The organism is Sulfurimonas paralvinellae, assembly GCF_014905135.1.
Taxonomy (GTDB): Bacteria; Campylobacterota; Campylobacteria; order Campylobacterales; family Sulfurimonadaceae; genus Sulfurimonas; species Sulfurimonas paralvinellae.
Genome location: NZ_CP041406.1, coordinates 22,391 through 36,804 on the forward strand (window position 1 = coordinate 22,391; position 14,414 = coordinate 36,804).

Below are 14,414 nucleotides of genomic sequence, written 5' to 3' on the forward strand. Positions count from 1 at the left end.
TATAATAAAATTATGAAAAATAGACTACTCACACTTTTTTTACTTTTGTCCATGAGCTTCAATATAGCGCATGCCTATGTAATAGAAGTACTTGACACGCACTCGTGTCATGTCAGTGAGTATGTTCATGACTTGAATGATAATAGTGAGACATCAGATAATGATATTTGTCATATGCATCACTTTTTTCATATTGCCATTATTCTTCCCGAAATAATCAATGAACTTTCAGATAAAGGTTTTACTCAAAAACCTTCTTCAAACACAAAAACATATGAATACAATTCATATGACAACTTTCTAAAACCTCCTATTAACGCATAATACTTTTCAACCTATACCTCTGTAAAAAAATAACCTTATAAGCAGATGCTTATATAAAAAGGAAAAAATTATGATTTATAAAATAATAACAGATAAATCTGTTCAAACTATCAAAAAAGAAATGGCAACAAAGGCAAAAGAGAGTGGCTTTGGAGTTCTGGGCTCATATGAATTTAAAAAGATTCTGCAAAGTAAAGGTTTTCCAATCCAAAAGGATATAACAGTTTATGAACTTTGTAATCCTAGTGCGGCGCAAGAAGCGCTTAATGATATGCCTGAAATATCTGTTTTTTTACCATGTAGATTATCAATCTATGAGGAAAATGGAGAGACAGTTTTAGCAACTATCAATATCAAAGATATGGTAAACAGTTTGGATGTAAATGAAGATTTCAAAGCACATATGATAATTGTTTTTGAGTATTTAGAAAAACTTATGAAATCTTGGTAAAGGAAAAAAATGAAAAGATTATTATTGGTTCCGTTTATTGTTTGGAACTTACAGGCGCAGGATTATAAAGGCTTATTAGAAGATGCTCTCCGTACATCACCTTATCTCAAAGCGAATGCCTTAGAAGTGAAACGTGCAGATGAGCAATCAAGCTTGATACAACGATATAAAAATCCGACACTCTCACTTGAAGCGTCACAGTTTAATCCAGATGTCGGAAAAAGTGAAGCAGGGTACAGAGCAGTACTTACACAGCCAATTCGACTATGGGGAGTTGGTGATGACAGAGCAGCTTTAGCCACTGCAACAAAAGAAGAAGCGCAAGGTTTAGTAACATTGAAGCGTGCTGAGTTTGTAAAAGTTTTTTCTCTGCTTTACAATGATTATATAACTCAATCTGCACTGTTTCATCTGGCAGAGAATGAGTTTGCAATCTCAAAAAATATTGCTGCCATAACCAAAGAGAGATATGAAGCAGGGACAATTGCGAAAGTGAAATATCTTCGTGCCAAGGTAGACTTGACAGGTAGTAAAAATGCACTCAATGAAAAAAAGATAATGCAGATACAGAGCTACTATAAACTTTTGGCATTTTCGGGTTTGAGAGATGAAAGAACTTTAGAAGATAACTACGATTTTAAACTCTCAAACAAAGCAGCTAATGCACAGACATATACTTCTGCCAAGCTGCAGTACCTTCAATCACAGCAAAAAAGTACAAATGCCAAAGCGCAACTCAATACAAACAAAATAGAGTGGATGAATCTCTATGCAGAGTATGAGGCTGAGCCAGATCAAGATATTGCCAGAGTCGGTGTAGATATTCCACTTGCTCTTTTTAATACGAAAAAAGAAGAGAAGCGCATCGCAGCACTACAAGCAAAACAGAGTGAGCTTTTAATTCAAAACCAAAAAACAGCACTTGGTTTTACTTTAGAGCGTTTGCAAAAACAATTACACATCTTAGGAGATGTCATCAGCTCTACAAAAGAGCTTTACAATGCTCAAAAAGAGCTCTTAAAAATGTATGAAGAGGGTTATAAAATAGCAACAGTCAACCTTTTGGAGCTGCAAAACATCAAAAATCAAATGATAGAGACAAAAGAAAAAGAGATAAGACTGCAAAGTCTCAAAAATAAAAATATAGTTATGTATAACTATGAAGTAGGAGAATATAATGAATAAAATATTAATAACATTGTTAGGACTCGGATACGCTTTACTCGCAGCAGAAGTTCCAATAGCAAAAACACAGATGCACAGTTTTAAAAAATCGGTAGCGTTAAACGCTAAGGTGATACAACTCTCAAACGCACAGCAGTCTATCACCTCATTAGTAAGCGGGCATTTGGAAAAATATTTTGTAAAGCCTGCCCAAGATGTAAAAAAAGGGGATAGAATCGCTCTTATTGAGTCAATTGAAGTTTCAAAAATGAGTGCAGATTATATTGCACTCAAAAAACAGTATGAAGCGGCACAAAAAAATTATGAAGCAATTAAAAAGCTTTATAAAAAGGGGCTTGCATCAATGCAGGATCTTAATGCAGAGGCAATTAAAATGAGTGAAATTGCAGCAAATTTGACTGCATTAGAGTCACAGTTAGAGACTTTAAATATAAATGTAAAAAAATTAACAAAAGCAACAGCAAATTTTATTTTGTATGCACACAGCAGTGGGCGTGTTTCTGCACTTTTAAAGCCTCTGCACTCTTCTGTATCATCTAATGAGCCGATTGTTTCAATCGTGAAGAATCAAGCCTATTATGTAAAATCATATCTGCCGCTTGAGTATGCTGCAAAAGCACGAATTGGAGACGCAATTGTAGTAGAGTATGCAGGTAAAGAGATAGTTACACATGCGACCCAGATCATGCCAAAAGTGGATGAGACAACACAAAGAGTAGTTGTACTATCAAGTGTTGATCAAAAGGTAGATGATCTTTTTATTGATGTATATGTCAAAGCAACGATCTATTTTGCAGAGGCAAAAAGTTATATTGCAGTGAAAAAATCAGCACTCTCATTTTTTAATAATGAATGGGTTGTGTTTGTTCCAAGTGAAGAAGAAAAAAATGAGGAAAAAGAAGAAAAAGGTGAAGAAAACGAGGAAGAAGCTTCAGTTCCATACGCACCGCAGGTTGTTGAAATAGTTGCACAAGATGATAAATATGTCGGTGTAAAAGGTTTAGAATTAGGACAAGAGTATGTGAGTGGTGAGAGTTATTATGTAAAATCAGCACTGCTAAAATCATCTCTTGGTGATGGGGATTAGGAGTCTTTTATGTTGGATAAACTCATAGAGCTTTCGCTCAAATATAAACTCTTAGTGCTTGTTGCCTTTATTGCTATTGCGGTAACCGGTTACAGGGCATATACACAGATTCCTATAGATGCATTCCCGGACATTACGCCTAAGCAGGTTGTAATTTATACGGAGAGTCCGGGTAATTCCGCTGAAGATATAGAAAAGCTCATCACCTATCCCATAGAGTCGGCAGTATCTGGTATGGCAGGGGTAAAACTCATTATGTCAAACTCTATTTTTGGACTCTCTTATGTTTCAGTCTTCTTTGAAGACGACATGGATATATATTTTTTGAGACAGCTTGTTGCTGAACGTCTCTCAAACGTGGATATTCCAAAAGGATGGGGAAAGCCGGTTTTAGGACCAAACACAACAGGTCTTGGGCAGGTTTTTTGGTATGAAGTTAAAGATAGCACAGGAAAATATTCCCTTCAAAAGCTTAAAGAGATGCAGGAGTATATCGTTAAACCGCTATTTAAAAGTGTCAGCGGTGTTGAAGAGGTCATAGGCTGGGGTGGTGATGAGAAACAGTACAATGTTTTGATTGACACAAAAAAACTCCAGGATTTTGGCATTACTTATGATGATATAGTCAAAGCATTACAAAAGTCAAATCAGGCAGCCGGTGGACAGTACTTAGAATTTAACCGTGAGCAGTACCTCATCCGTGGTGCAGGTCTGTATAAAACACTCGATGATATTAGAAATACGGTAGTAAAACCAACACAGGGACAGGCTATTACTATTGGCGATGTCGCAAATGTTGTTCCAGGCGTTGCTCCAAGATTTGGTGCGGTAAGTATAGATAATAAAGAAGCCGTAATGGGTATGGTGCTCCAGCGTACAGCTACCAATGCTGCAAAAGTTGTTGAGAGAATAAAGGCAAAGATTGCAACGGTCAATACGGCACTCCCAGAAGGTGTAAAAATTTCTACTATATATGATAGAACAGAGATAACACATAAAGCGGTCAATACTATGACATCAGCACTTTTAAGCGGTGTGATTTTGGTTGCCATTGTACTCTTTTTGTTTTTATTTGAACTGCGTAGTGCTTTTATTGTTATTCTATCACTTCCGCTCTCGTTGCTCATCGCATTTTTATTGATGGATTATTACAACCTTTCAGCAAACCTTATGAGTTTAAGTGGTTTGGCTATTGCTGTGGGAATGATAGTTGATGGGACGATTGTTATCGTAGAGAACAGTTTTAGACTACTGCATGATGAACCAGATAAAGATAAATTAACAGTTGTAAGTGAAGCTGCAAAAGGTGTTGCTAAACCGGTAACATTCGCAGTACTCATCATTGCTGCAGTATTTATTCCGCTGCTTTCACTTGACGGACTTGCAGGAAAACTCTATACACCTATGGCGCTTAACATCGTTTTTGTTATGCTTGGCTCTCTTGTAGTTGCTCTTGTTTTAGTGCCTGTTTTGATTTTACTACTTTTAAAGCCGACAAAATCGGCTGAAAATGTTGTAATGAAATCCATTAAAAAATTCTATACCCCTGCTTTGGTGTTTGCTCTTGATAATGCCAAGAAGATATTAGCCGTTGTGAGTGTTGTTTTTATAGTGCTAGCTTATATTCTCACTCAACAAGGACGTGAGTTTTTACCTACACTCAATGAAGAATCCATCATGTATAGAGTCATTGCTATCCCTGGAACAGCACTTACTCAATCGATTGATGTTTCAAAAGAGGTAGAGAGTTATATACTTAAAAAATATCCTGATGATGTTTCATCAGTTTTGGCGATGATAGGACGAAGTGAAAAAGGAGAAACAGCACAGCCAAACTATATGGAAATTCTTCTCACTTTAAAACCAAACATTAAAGATCTGCCATCACTTACAAAAGAGATGAGTGAAGACTTGGAACATAGATTCCCTTTTGTACAGTTTGTACCGACACAGCCCATTGCTATGAGAATAGAAGAGTTGCTTGAGGGTGTAAAAGCTGAACTCGCTATAAAAATTTACGGAGATGATCAAAAAGTACTTGATAAAATTTCCAAAGATATTCAAAGTGCCATTAAGCATGTAGACGGTTTAGAGCGAATGGAAGTGGAAACACAGCTTGGTCAGGCGCAAATCCAAATCATTCCAAATTATCTCTCGCTTGCGCGTTATGGTATCAGTGTTGATGAGGTTATGCAGATTATCCGAAACGGTATCGGAGAAGAGGGCATTACACAAAAGCTAGAGGGTATTAAAAGATTCCCTATTGTTGCTAAAGTTCAAGGAGCGAAGAAAGATATTGATTCTATAAAAAATGTAACGTTACGTTCTCAAAACGGAAATATTGTCAGACTCAAAGATGTGTGTGATATAAAAATCGTTCAGGGAGCCTCTTTTATAAAAAGAGAAAATCTGAGCCGTTATATGGTTGTTTCAATGGATGTAGAAGGCCGTGATATGGCTTCATTTGTCACCGAAGCAGACAAAATCATCAAAGAAAAAGTAAAAATGTCTGCTGGTTATTACATAGGCTGGGCAGGTGACTTTAAAAATATGCAAGAGGCAACACAAAAGCTGATGATTATCATCCCAATTACAATCCTTTTAGTGATTTTACTGCTTTATACGGCATTTAATTCACTTGCAAAATCGATGATTATTCTTTTAAATGTGCCATTTGGTTTTATAGGAGGAATCATCGCTCTGCTTATCAGTGGAATATACCTCTCTGTATCTGCGATAGTAGGATTTTTGGCTATCTTTGCCATCGCTATACTCAACGGTATAGTCCTTGTGAGTTTCATAGATGAACTGCGAGAGAAATTTCCGGATGTTGATTTAAAAACAGTACTGAAAGATGCGACACTACTACGTTTAAGACCTGTTTTAATGACGGCATTTACTACACTTTTTGGAATATTGCCACTACTCTATGCAACGGGTGTAGGTAGTGAAATACAGTATCCTTTGGCAGTTGTCATTACGGGAGGCATTATCAGTTCAACACTCTTGACGCTCTTAATACTTCCGGCGACATATCTGCTTTTTTATAAGAAAGAGGAAAATTAGTGAAGTGCTAACACTTCGCTAACTCTTTTATGTGACAATACCAACATCAAAACAAGGAAACGAACTTTCCGGGTTTGAAAAATTTAATTCACAACATAAAGGATTCAAAATGAAATTTGCAAAAATTACATTATCAGTAGCTCTTCTTGGAGCATTAACATTAGGTATGGCAGACGATGCTGCAACAACAGATACAACAAGTAACAGCAGCACTACAACTACTACTACGAGTACAAGCACATCAACAAGTGTTGATTCACAAATTGCAGCTATTCAAGCAGCCCCGGCTGGGGAGCGTGTTCAAATGATGAATGAGTTTAAACAAAGACTTGCTAACATGAATCAAGAAGATCGCATGGCAGCAATCGCAGCGATGCAAGAAAAAATGCAAGGAAAAGCTTCAGCATTTGGTTCAACTACACGTGAGCAAGCTCAGGGTGCAAAAGATCAAGGTGCAGCTATGGGTCAAGAGACAAGCGCAAGAGCACAGGAAATGGCACAAGAGAAACAAATGCAGGCTAATGAGCAAATGTCACAAATGCAGAATATGAATCAGATGAGAACAGGTAATCAGTTTATGAATATGCCGGCAAATGCACCTGCATCTTCTATGCCGATGAGCGGCGGTGCAACCGGTGGTTCAAACTTTAACATGAATATGGGACAATAAGTCTGTTTACAAAAAAATTCTATAATCTCTTGGACAAGCTCTCGAGTCTTGTCAAGAGATGAAACTAAGGAATATAGATGAAAAAAATTATAACTTTTATGCTTTTAGGCTCGCTATCGACAGCACTTCTTGCTTATTCAGATATGGATATGGACGGAGTAGATGACAGTGTTGACAAATGTCCAAATACACCGTTAACAGACTTAGTAGACATCAATGGATGTACAAAAAAGGTCATTAAAGTCTCAAAAACAACAGCTGCAACTGCTCACTTTGACATTGTCGTCGGTGCCAACTATGCCGGTTCAAATTTTGTGACAACTCCTGCAACAGATACCTACTCAACTTCGCTTCAGCTTGATTATTATTATAAAGACTTTTCACTGCAGGCTTCTACATCTTACTATACGACAGATAGTGACGGCTATAATGAAAATGGAATGAATGACTCTTTTGTCGGCGGAGCGTATAACTTTCATCCTCTTAAAGCACTTACTTTACGTGTTGGTATGGGAGCACTATTGCCAACCTATGACACTTCACTCAATAACAACAATACAGATTATGTAGGATCACTCAATGCAAGCTATATGTTTGGAAAAGCAAATATTTTTGGAGGCTATGTCTTTACAAAAGTCAACGATGATGATGTTGTTTTAAGCCTTCACGGCGGAGCACAAACACAAAATATACTCTATAAGGATACAAACGCATACAGTGCCGGTCTCGGATACTATCTGACAAACAAACTCTACGTGAGTGGTGCATATAACCAGACAGAAAGTATTTATAAAAGTGTAGAGGATGCAAAAACAGTATCTGGGTATGCTTATTACAGTATTGATAAAAACTGGTTTATGAATCTATCGTATGCGTATGGTCTGAGTGATTCTGCCAGTGATCATGCCGCTTCTATAAAATTAGGGTACTATTTTTAAGAGTAGATGATGCAAAAAAAGATCCTGCTTCTCGAAGATGACTATGAACTTGCCGAAACATTGCAGGAACTACTAGAAGCAAGCGATTATGGTGTCGATATGGTGCATACCGGTAATGATGCTATTGATGCATCGTATGAGAACAGTTATGATCTGTATGTTTTTGACATCAATGTCCCTGATATCTCCGGCATTGAACTGCTAGAGAGTCTGCGTGAGGCAGATGACAAAACACCTACGATATTTATCTCTGCTTTAGTAGATCTCAATACCATTGCAAAAGGTTTTGAAGTCGGTGCTGATGATTATATTAAAAAACCGTTCTTTCCTGAAGAGTTGCTCATTCGCGTAAAAGCAAAACTTACTCACGTCAGCAGAGACATCGAATATAAAAATCTTCGCTACTCTCCTCGAAACAAAGAGCTTTTTATTGATGGGCACATAGTTTCTTTGGGTGAAGTACAAGAGTGTCTGTGTGATATCTTTATGCAAAACATCGGCAATGTCATTGATAAGTCAATACTTATGGATTGCCTCACGCAGCCCTCTGACAGTGCATTGCGTGTGGCACTCAATAAGTTTAAACACATAACAGATCTGCCCATAAAAAATGTACGTGGTGTGGGATATATACTTGAAAAAAGTTGAAAAAGAGTCGCTGATCAAGAGTTTTTTACTCTTTTTTATCTCCCAGTCTTTGCTCATTGGTGCTCTCTTCATTATAAACTATGAAAAAGAGGTGCAGACACTTGATGAGCAGATATTCTCACAGATGCGCATCTGCTCTTTTAACCTGCAGTGCAGTGAATATGACATTGACTTTGTTCCAAAAGATAAACACGAACTCTACAAACTTTACAAAAACAGTGAAGATCTCAGTTCTTACTTTACCATTCCAGGCTCTCAGAAGAACTATCTTAAAATTTATTTGCCAAAAAAGCAGTATGATAAAAAAATAGCTAAGCTCCGTGAAAAATCGGCACTGATATTTTTGTCGGTTTTGCTTGTTATTGCTCTGTTATCCGCTCTTTTTGCACTGTATGCGCTTTCACCTTTGAGAAACGCACTGCATCTTACAGAGGAGTTCATCAAAGATATTTTGCATGATTTCAACACGCCGCTCTCAACATTACGACTCAACATCTCCATACTCGCCAATGAGCTCGGAGAGAACAAAAATATAAAAAGAGCACAAAACGCCGTGCAGAATATTTTAAATCTACAGGCTAATCTACGTGCTTATCTGCATTCGCATGCAAGTCAAAAAGAGGAGTTTGCACTTGATGAATTTGTACGTGAGCGTGTAGAGTTGATTGCGATTCCTTTTAGAGACATTACAGTGGAAGTGGATGTGCCTGCGCTTACACTCTTTACCAACAAAGATGCCTTTACCCGTATCTTTGATAATCTTCTCTCCAATGCACTGAAATATAACAAACAAAAGGGCAAGGTCTTTGTTCGTTATGAAAAGGGGCAGCTAATTATTGAAGATACGGGCAAAGGTATAAAAAACCCTTCAAAAGTATTTGAACGTTTTTATAAAGAACAAGCACGTGGCATAGGCATTGGACTGCACATTGTAAAAAAACTGTGTGAAGAGTTGGGCATAGAGATTTCACTTACTAGTAAAATTGACAAAGGAAGCAGTTTTTACTTGAACTTGCAAAAGCTTGAACATCGCTAATACTTCGCTAATGTTTTTATGTGACAATACTTTCACTTAATAAGAAGGACAGAAGAATGAAAAAAACAATTTTGAGCCTATCACTCTTAGCTACACTTATGTTCGGATCTGAATATACAGACTCTTTACAACTCTTAAATGATGATGCGAAAGCTTTAAATAGTTATGCAATGAGCTCGTTAGATACATTGTCAACGAGTCAAACAGCATTGCAGGAGTATAAAAATAAGGTGGATGCCTACGCAGATGCCGTAGCAAATTTTTCACAAAAAAAAGCGGAAGATTTTTCAAGTAAAGAAGATGCACAAAAAGCACTTGATACGCTTGAAGAACTGAGCGCTCAGTCTGTTGTTCTTGCGAAAGATCTGGCTTATCTCTCTTCACATCAGGCGGATAATGCCAGCAAAGATTATGAAGATACTTTGGCTTCTCTTTCGCAAACAACACTGCGTCTCTCGGATGACATCGGAAAAATGTCCGATAGAATTTTAGTGATGGCCGACAAGATCGGCGTGATGGCAGACAGAATAGTTGAAACGCAAAAAATCCAATCCAAAAATCTTAATGCGACAACAATGCTGATTCACAGCAGTGTAAACAATGGCATGAGTATAGCCACTTCAAATACGAAACTGGATATGTCGGCTACAATGCAATCTTCATCAGCACAACAGAACTCAATGGAGCAAAATGGACAAACGCAAAATATGTCAGGTCCATCTCATTAATTGTATATATTAAGTTGAAAAAGGCGGGCGGCAATTTTAAATAGCCGTGCCTTTTTTCCTCTATTTAAAACAGTTTTTGCCAAATGCTTGGCTTTTTTAGTTCTCTGAAATTATCATCTACAATTTTTTTATTTTTTATAGCTTTACAATTCTTTTCATCCACCAAGATATCTATCTTCATATCCGTATCAACTATCTTATCTACTCCAAACTCCGGATGGGTAAATGTATAGATACGAGGATCTCTTTGAAAGTAGCCGCTTCGGTTCACATCATCATCTATCTGCATGGTGCAGTGAAATTGGCTATGACCCTCTCTAACCTTTTCAAGAAGTCTACTATACTTTTTTGGGAACCAAAATGTCTTACACAAAAAAGTACTTTGAGGCGCTATGCGGAAGTATTGTTTGGTGGTTTCGAGGTAAGGTGGGGTGTCAGGAGCACCATGATATGCACTCCCTCCATCAGTTTTATAATAAGTGGGCATTACCTTCTTTTTACTGCTCAGTATAGGATGAATAGAGGCGAGTTTCTCATCATACTTCCTTCGCATAACAAGCTCCAAGCCTGCAAACTCACTGTCACACTCTTCATCTTTACGCTTTTTAACGAGTATCGGGAACTTGATGGTGTAGTTGCCATCGGGTACATCTATGGTTTTTCCAAAGAGTCCGAAGTGTCTTCCTCCTGTTTGAGAGTCTTTAGTAATGCAGTTGACACTTCTGTATGAGGCGATGTAAGTTGCTTCAAGCCGTTTGTCTTTTACTCCGTGTATGGTATAAGTAGCAACTTCATCAGCAGCTAAAATGCTACTTATGAGTAATAAACTCAACAATATCCCTGTTCTTATAATTTTTTTCATCATGCAGCCTCTTTAAAAATTGAAACAATTATATCTTGTTTTTATAATACTAAAATTTGATCTGAACTTGCGCAATATCATTCTATCTTAACTATCTTTTGCGTATAATCCTTTTATGATTTCCCAAGACTCCATAGAGGCCTTAAAGGCGCGACTTGATATTGTTGATGTTGTAGGCTCGTATGTTGAGTTGAAAAAGGCGGGTGGTAACTTTAAAGCGCCGTGCCCTTTTCATGATGAAAAATCACCTTCATTTGTCGTGAGTCCGCAAAAACAGATATATCACTGTTTCGGCTGTTTACCTCCTTATCAAAAGATTATTACTCCAAACGGATACAAAGAGATTAAAGATATAAATGTAGGAGATAAAGTTTTTTCTGCTAATGGAGCACAAACAGAAGTGATTAAAACAGTGCATCATACAAGTGAGTTTGATATACTCTCTTTTATAACTTCACTGAGTGCAAAGCCGTCTTTTTTTACACAAAACCATGATATGTTAGTTGTAAAAAAAGAAACGGCTATTGCTAAACTACCTTATTTGCGGGTTGAAAAAGAGAGACCGTTAAAGTTCTATGGTCGTATTAAAAAAACTCGTCGAAAATATGATTTGGCTATTGAGAGAGAATTTGCAAATAATATAAAAACCGGAGATTATTTTTTATACCCAGTTCATAGAGAATTGCGTCATGATAAATATATAGATGTCTCAAGTTTGTGGAATAAAAATAGTTTTGGGCCAAATGTAGAAAAGATAGAGAGTATTAAAATATCTAAAGACTTTATGTGGTTAGCAGGCTTTTATGTGGCAGAAGGAAGTACCTATCGCGGTGGAATTAGGTTTTCTCTCTCAGCTACAGAAGAGGAATATGCCCAAAAGATCATAAGAGTTATTAAAAAGATTTTTAATAAAGATGCTAAAATTTTCAGAAGAGAAAGTCGAAACACCACTTTAGAAGTGACAATTTCAAGTACAAATTTAGAACATATATTTAAGACTCTTTTCGGACAGGGAGCAGCTAATAAACATTATCCACATTGGTTTAATTATCTTGAAAAGCCTTTGAGAGAAGAACTTTTTAAAGGTTTGATGGATGATGATGGCTGCTATAGCAGACGGACATATGACACTGTAAGCGAAACGTTGGTTGACCAAGTTTTAGACTTGGCATTAAGTCTCAAGCGTATTCCAACCTGTCGTACTGCACAAGCCATGAAAGACAAAAATGGCGTAAATCATAAAAGAAGTTATACGCTTTATTTTAAGCAAAGAGAATCAATAGAAGGTTTTTTTGAGTTTATTGACGGAATAGAGTACTTTTTTACAAAAGTAAAATCAATCACAAACGTTGGATATGAAGAGATAGTTTATGATATAACAGTTCAGGATAAAACACATACTTTTCTAGCTAATAATTTTGCAGTAGGCAACTGTGGAGCCGGCGGTGATGCTGTAAAGTTTGTGATGGAATATGAAAAGCTCAACTACCCTGAAGCGCTTGAAAAACTCGCCCAAAGCTATAACTTCACACTGACATATACCGATAACAAACATAACAAACCGCGCACGCAGGTTATAGAAAAACTTAATGAATGGTATCAGTCACTGCTGACGCATAACCAAACGGCTATGAGCTATTTGCGTGAGCGCGGTATCTATGAGAGCAGTATTGAAAAATTCGGCATTGGTTATGCTCCGGCTTCGCATGAGACACTGAACTTCATTAAGCGTGAACAGTTTCCTATGAAAGAGGCGATCGATGTCGGTGTTGTCGGCTATGAACCATCACGCAATCAGACCTATGCCCGCTTTATTGAGCGCATAACCTTTCCTATCTACTCTGCCAACGGTACGGTTGTCGGTTTTGGAGGTAGAACGATTACCGGTCATCAGGCCAAATATGTCAACTCTCCGGAGACACCGCTTTTTAATAAGTCGCGGCTTTTATATGCTTACAACCTAGCGAAACAGGCACTTTATAAAAAGCAGGAAATCATCATTACCGAGGGTTATCTTGATGTTATTATGCTGCATCAGGCAGGGTTTGACAATGCCGTGGCGACACTCGGGACAGCGCTCACGCAGGAGCATCTGCCCTTGCTTCGAAAAGGAACTCCACGCATTGTGATGGCCTATGACGGTGACAAAGCAGGACGTGCAGCGGCACTCAAAGCCTCAAAACTGCTCAGTGCAAGTGGGTTTAACGGGGGTGTGGTTGTTTTTGAGGGTGGGCTAGATCCGGCAGATATGGTAAAAGAGGGGAGAGTCGAAGAGCTTGGCAATATGTTTCGAGGAGCAAAGCCTTTTATAGAATTTGTACTCGATGAGATACTCTCTCTTTATAATCTGCGTGATCCAAAAGAGAAAGAGTCCTGTATGGCAGAGGGTGTAGCCTATCTCAAAACACTCTCACCGATACTGCAAGAGGAGTACAGAACCTATCTTGCTTCAAGGCTCGGTGGACTGGGTGTTTCTCCTTCGCTTATAAAGCTTAACACCTCACAGCAGAACGTCGGGAAAAATGTACCTCTTGTCCAAAAGAATTCACATCGTGATATGTGGGAACTCTCTTTGGTAAAAACCGTTTTGGAGCATCCAAACTTCATAGACCATATCTTGGATGTCATCGACCCTTCACTGCTGCAGTTTCATGCACGTGAGTTTTCGTTGGCATTGGCAGGAAAAAAAGATACACCGGAGTTGATGGAGATACTGGTGGATGAAGGCATAAAACCGCTAAAAGATATTGAAGCGCTCAATGCAGAGCTCATAACCTTTTTAACGAAATATTATGAGCGTGAACTCAAAAAAGTGAACTTTGCGACCAATATATCATTTGAAGAGAAGGCTTTTTATATTCGTAAATACCGTGACAAGATAAACAAACTCAAACGCGGTGAATTGGTAGGATTATGAGTTATTTGATACATTTTCATCTTTTGGCGGCTATTGCGTGGATCGGTGGATCCATTTTTATGTTTGTTTTGGGTATTACGCTGACTGATAAAGAGAAGCAGCGTGAGGTCTATCCACATGTCGGTCCTATCTTTGGTTATTTTGAACTTGTTTCATTGTCCATTTTACTTGTAAGCGGCATCATTATGATAGATACGGATGGTTTGCTTGATCTGCTGCTGAGTGATGAGACGAATAAAGTCGCAGAACTTTTAAAAATGAAACTTTGGCTTGTCCTTTCTTTGGTTGTTGCAACAGTGATTCATTTCTTTATAGCCTACAGAACAAACAACAAAGAGCGAACAAATCTGCAAAACTTCATCTCACGCGGCTCTTCTTTGTTTATCTTCTTTGTCAATCTTTTTGTGTTACATTATGCAATTATGATTCGGAGTATTTTGGCGTAAAGTATAGTCAATTGCATTGATTTTTGTTATACTATTTGAAATATACTGAACAAAAA

13 protein-coding genes and 1 pseudogene are annotated in these 14,414 nt (G+C 37.7%); 13 read left to right on the forward strand and 1 reads right to left on the reverse strand.

Going from position 1 to position 14,414, the window contains the following annotated elements:
* The first annotated feature begins 12 nt into the window (after positions 1 to 12).
* From FM071_RS00130 to FM071_RS00175, 10 genes are all read left to right on the forward strand, one after another.
* Positions 13 to 324: a hypothetical protein gene (locus FM071_RS00130; RefSeq protein ID WP_193110946.1), complete on the forward strand. Its 312-nt coding sequence runs from the start codon at positions 13 to 15 to the stop codon at positions 322 to 324.
* A gap of 70 nt (positions 325 to 394) precedes the next feature.
* On the forward strand, positions 395 to 775 hold the full coding sequence (locus tag FM071_RS00135) for a DUF302 domain-containing protein (protein ID WP_193110947.1): 381 nt from the start codon (positions 395 to 397) through the stop codon (positions 773 to 775).
* Between the two features lie 9 nt (positions 776 to 784).
* A complete protein-coding gene (locus tag FM071_RS00140) occupies positions 785 to 1,960 on the forward strand; it encodes a TolC family protein (RefSeq protein ID WP_193110948.1) in 1,176 nt (391 codons plus the stop codon).
* A complete protein-coding gene (locus tag FM071_RS00145) occupies positions 1,953 to 3,047 on the forward strand; it encodes an efflux RND transporter periplasmic adaptor subunit (protein ID WP_193110949.1) in 1,095 nt (364 codons plus the stop codon). Before FM071_RS00140 ends, FM071_RS00145 begins: the two co-directional genes overlap by 8 nt.
* Before the next feature lie 9 nt (positions 3,048 to 3,056).
* The gene (locus FM071_RS00150; RefSeq protein WP_193110950.1) at positions 3,057 to 6,113 is read left to right on the forward strand and encodes an efflux RND transporter permease subunit; all 3,057 of its coding nucleotides are present in this window, start codon (positions 3,057 to 3,059) and stop codon (positions 6,111 to 6,113) included.
* Positions 6,114 to 6,279: 166 nt separating this feature from the next.
* A complete protein-coding gene (locus FM071_RS00155; RefSeq protein WP_193110951.1) occupies positions 6,280 to 6,783 on the forward strand; it encodes a hypothetical protein in 504 nt (167 codons plus the stop codon).
* 77 nt (positions 6,784 to 6,860) lie between these two features.
* Positions 6,861 to 7,721, forward strand: a complete 861-nt coding sequence (locus tag FM071_RS00160) for a DUF3187 domain-containing protein (RefSeq protein ID WP_193110952.1) — start codon at positions 6,861 to 6,863, stop codon at positions 7,719 to 7,721.
* A 9-nt stretch (positions 7,722 to 7,730) separates the two neighbouring features.
* Positions 7,731 to 8,369, forward strand: a complete 639-nt coding sequence (locus tag FM071_RS00165) for a response regulator transcription factor (protein ID WP_193110953.1) — start codon at positions 7,731 to 7,733, stop codon at positions 8,367 to 8,369.
* Entirely contained in the window at positions 8,356 to 9,405 is a 1,050-nt protein-coding gene (locus FM071_RS00170; RefSeq protein WP_193110955.1) for a sensor histidine kinase, read from the forward strand. Before FM071_RS00165 ends, FM071_RS00170 begins: the two co-directional genes overlap by 14 nt.
* Positions 9,406 to 9,461: 56 nt before the next feature.
* A complete protein-coding gene (locus FM071_RS00175; protein WP_193110956.1) occupies positions 9,462 to 10,133 on the forward strand; it encodes a hypothetical protein in 672 nt (223 codons plus the stop codon).
* A gap of 64 nt (positions 10,134 to 10,197) precedes the next feature.
* Here FM071_RS00175 and FM071_RS00180 read toward each other — a convergent pair whose 3' ends face one another.
* On the reverse strand, positions 10,198 to 10,995 hold the full coding sequence (locus FM071_RS00180; RefSeq protein ID WP_193110958.1) for a hypothetical protein: 798 nt from the start codon (positions 10,993 to 10,995) through the stop codon (positions 10,198 to 10,200).
* A 115-nt stretch (positions 10,996 to 11,110) separates the two neighbouring features.
* On the opposite strand from FM071_RS00180, the pseudogene FM071_RS10865 reads away from it, so the two are divergent.
* From FM071_RS10865 to FM071_RS00195, 3 genes and pseudogenes are all read left to right on the forward strand, one after another.
* Positions 11,111 to 11,293, forward strand: a pseudogene (locus tag FM071_RS10865) (CHC2 zinc finger domain-containing protein); the annotation flags it as partial.
* Positions 11,294 to 11,779: 486 nt separating this feature from the next.
* Positions 11,780 to 13,912 (forward strand): DNA primase, encoded by a 2,133-nt coding sequence (gene dnaG, locus FM071_RS10835; protein WP_430738970.1) that lies wholly within the window; start codon positions 11,780 to 11,782, stop codon positions 13,910 to 13,912.
* On the forward strand, positions 13,909 to 14,358 hold the full coding sequence (locus FM071_RS00195; RefSeq protein WP_193110960.1) for a hypothetical protein: 450 nt from the start codon (positions 13,909 to 13,911) through the stop codon (positions 14,356 to 14,358). Before dnaG ends, FM071_RS00195 begins: the two co-directional genes overlap by 4 nt.
* Positions 14,359 to 14,414 lie beyond the last annotated feature (56 nt).

What these genes read in the sequence shown, in the direction of transcription:
- FM071_RS00130 (WP_193110946.1), top strand. Translation starts at nt 13, where the DNA reads ATGAAAAATAGACTACTCACACTTTTTTTACTTTTGTCCATGAGCTTC.
- FM071_RS00135 (WP_193110947.1), top strand. Translation starts at nt 395, where the DNA reads ATGATTTATAAAATAATAACAGATAAATCTGTTCAAACTATCAAAAAA.
- FM071_RS00140 (WP_193110948.1), top strand. Translation starts at nt 785, where the DNA reads ATGAAAAGATTATTATTGGTTCCGTTTATTGTTTGGAACTTACAGGCG.
- FM071_RS00145 (WP_193110949.1), top strand. Translation starts at nt 1,953, where the DNA reads ATGAATAAAATATTAATAACATTGTTAGGACTCGGATACGCTTTACTC.
- FM071_RS00150 (WP_193110950.1), top strand. Translation starts at nt 3,057, where the DNA reads ATGTTGGATAAACTCATAGAGCTTTCGCTCAAATATAAACTCTTAGTG.
- FM071_RS00155 (WP_193110951.1), top strand. Translation starts at nt 6,280, where the DNA reads ATGGCAGACGATGCTGCAACAACAGATACAACAAGTAACAGCAGCACT.
- FM071_RS00160 (WP_193110952.1), top strand. Translation starts at nt 6,861, where the DNA reads ATGAAAAAAATTATAACTTTTATGCTTTTAGGCTCGCTATCGACAGCA.
- FM071_RS00165 (WP_193110953.1), top strand. Translation starts at nt 7,731, where the DNA reads ATGCAAAAAAAGATCCTGCTTCTCGAAGATGACTATGAACTTGCCGAA.
- FM071_RS00175 (WP_193110956.1), top strand. Translation starts at nt 9,462, where the DNA reads ATGAAAAAAACAATTTTGAGCCTATCACTCTTAGCTACACTTATGTTC.
- FM071_RS00180 (WP_193110958.1), bottom strand. Translation starts at nt 10,995, where the DNA reads ATGAAAAAAATTATAAGAACAGGGATATTGTTGAGTTTATTACTCATA.
- dnaG (WP_430738970.1), top strand. Translation starts at nt 11,780, where the DNA reads ATGTGGTTAGCAGGCTTTTATGTGGCAGAAGGAAGTACCTATCGCGGT.
- FM071_RS00195 (WP_193110960.1), top strand. Translation starts at nt 13,909, where the DNA reads ATGAGTTATTTGATACATTTTCATCTTTTGGCGGCTATTGCGTGGATC.